Source organism: Streptococcus mitis (assembly GCF_946190325.1).
Taxonomy (GTDB): Bacteria; Bacillota; Bacilli; order Lactobacillales; family Streptococcaceae; genus Streptococcus; species Streptococcus mitis_CF.
The window spans coordinates 1-1,917 of sequence record NZ_CAMHZR010000018.1 but is presented as its reverse complement, the minus strand read 5'-3'; the positions used below and the strand labels follow the sequence as shown (position 1 = coordinate 1,917).

Sequence of the window (1,917 nt, the reverse complement as noted above, 5' to 3'; positions counted from 1 at the left end):
ATAGGGGAAGCAGGCGCCTATACAGCGGGTCAGGTTGCCTATCATGGGACTAAGCTCCTAGGTGGAAGTGAGGAAGACGCCCAAACCGCAAACTTTATCGGGAATATCGTAGGAGGTTATGCGGCCTCCTCAGCAGCCAGCAAGTTTAGTTTGAACAAGGTGTCCACCAATCCAAGAGAATATAGTTACAATATGATTGAAAATCCTGGGCCACTACTAGAAATTAATGAAACTGCAGCTAAAAGTTTCGCTAGCGGTAAATATAATGTGAAAATATTAGAAGAGGATACGGTCTTTTTTAGAGCAGGAAATTCTGACAGTCCTTTAGGACAATATTATACAAGGGATATCCCTGAGTCAGTAATAAAAGTTAGGATAGAGTCCGCAGTTAAACCTCAGTGGATTGATAGGGATACAGGAGTTTTAACAGGTACATCAGAATTGACTGATATCTATGCTACTAAGTTCCCAAAAGGTACCGTCTATTATGAAGGTCCTACAGGATCTCAAGGAGGAGTATATATTGGTGGCAAAGAACAGATATTTATCAATAAACCCTGGACTATTGATGGAATTCTTAATAATACAACACATCTAGGAGGAATAAGGTGATGGTAAATTTCAAAGAAGAACTAATAGAATTGTTAATTGACTTATTAGGGATTCTATCAGAACATAAGCAGCGTCATAATGTTAATTATTTTATAGGGACGCTTAAAAATATGATAGCAATCATACAAAATATAGAAAATCCTGAACTCCCAAATGAATGTATAGAGAAACTTCGAAAAATGTACAAAAGTATGTTTTTCCCAAGAGATGGTTTATCGGATTTTTATATTCTTGATTCTGATGCTACATATATGACAAAATGTAATACTCAATTTTCGTCATTATTAAATAGAATTGATGCTTTATTAGAAGAATGAGGAAGTTAATGTTAGATTTGAATCTTTTATATAATATATATAAAGAAAATAACAGGGAGTCAGACTGGAAGAAATTTGCTATTGCTCTTTCAAAATCATATTTGTTGGTACCTTTTACTACAAGTGATAGCTCTGATATTCTAATCACATTAAATGGTAGCGATGGTAGACAGTATTTGCCTATATTTACTGATTTTGAATCTATCAATTTATCTAGTTCATTATTTAATAAAAGTGTTAAGTTCGCCAAAGTGGATATAGTATATATTTATAAATTTCTAGAACGTAATTCACCTGTAAAATATGTTGTATTGAATCCTTGTGAAATCAGTGTTTTTATGGACAAAGATTATATAGAATCGATATTATCTTTAATCAATTCACGTAAAATACTTTTTGGAAAGCCAATTGAGGATACAACGTTGATTGAAAACAAGCTTTCAAATATTTTTAAGGAAATTCCTTCAGTTAATAATGTCTTTTTCGTAAAGATACTAGTGAAAGAAGAAAGTAGTTACTTACTAGTCATAGATTATGATGACTCTCAAAATGAGCTACTTCTTTTTGAGAAGATTTCTAAAAAAATTGCGAGTCATAAAATAGACTCTGATTGTCCTTTTGATTTGATATCAAGCAATACAGAGTTAGGAGAAGAAATAATGAAGGATAATCCTCCCATTTACACTCGCTAATATTTTTAAAGGGAAGTACTAAAAAGATGCTCATCATTGCTCGTGTGATTGCAGCACCTGTCAAAGGAGATCTCTACCGTTTTGATTACGGAGCCTGTCTCTATCCCGAAGGGATGGTAGGCGATAGCCTTATCTACTTCAATGACGAAGATATTTTTAAGGTAGTTCAAGAGGGTTATAGTGATGAGGATAATGACCTCATGTTGGAAAATATTGCTGCGGTTGTCTCTACAACAGATATTCCTAAAGGGAATGTTGCTGAGTTGAATGAAGTAAATGAACTAGGAGGCTAATAC

General features: G+C 33.8%; 3 protein-coding genes and 1 pseudogene. All 4 read left to right on the top strand.

Annotated features, from left to right (window positions below; all coding sequences use genetic code 11):
- Positions 1-612: pseudogene (locus tag N8M95_RS09105) on the top strand (hypothetical protein); the annotation flags it as partial.
- A complete protein-coding gene (locus tag N8M95_RS09100; RefSeq protein ID WP_004264076.1) occupies positions 612-929 on the top strand; it encodes a hypothetical protein in 318 nt (105 codons plus the stop codon). The pseudogene N8M95_RS09105 and the gene N8M95_RS09100, both read left to right, overlap by 1 nt.
- An 8-nt stretch (positions 930-937) precedes the next feature.
- Positions 938-1,621: an enhanced serine sensitivity protein SseB C-terminal domain-containing protein gene (locus N8M95_RS09095; protein WP_247930842.1), complete on the top strand. Its 684-nt coding sequence runs from the start codon at positions 938-940 to the stop codon at positions 1,619-1,621.
- 26 nt (positions 1,622-1,647) lie between these two features.
- Positions 1,648-1,914 (top strand): DUF4176 domain-containing protein, encoded by a 267-nt coding sequence (locus N8M95_RS09090; protein WP_261117074.1) that lies wholly within the window; start codon positions 1,648-1,650, stop codon positions 1,912-1,914.
- The last annotated feature ends 3 nt before the right edge of the window (positions 1,915-1,917 follow it).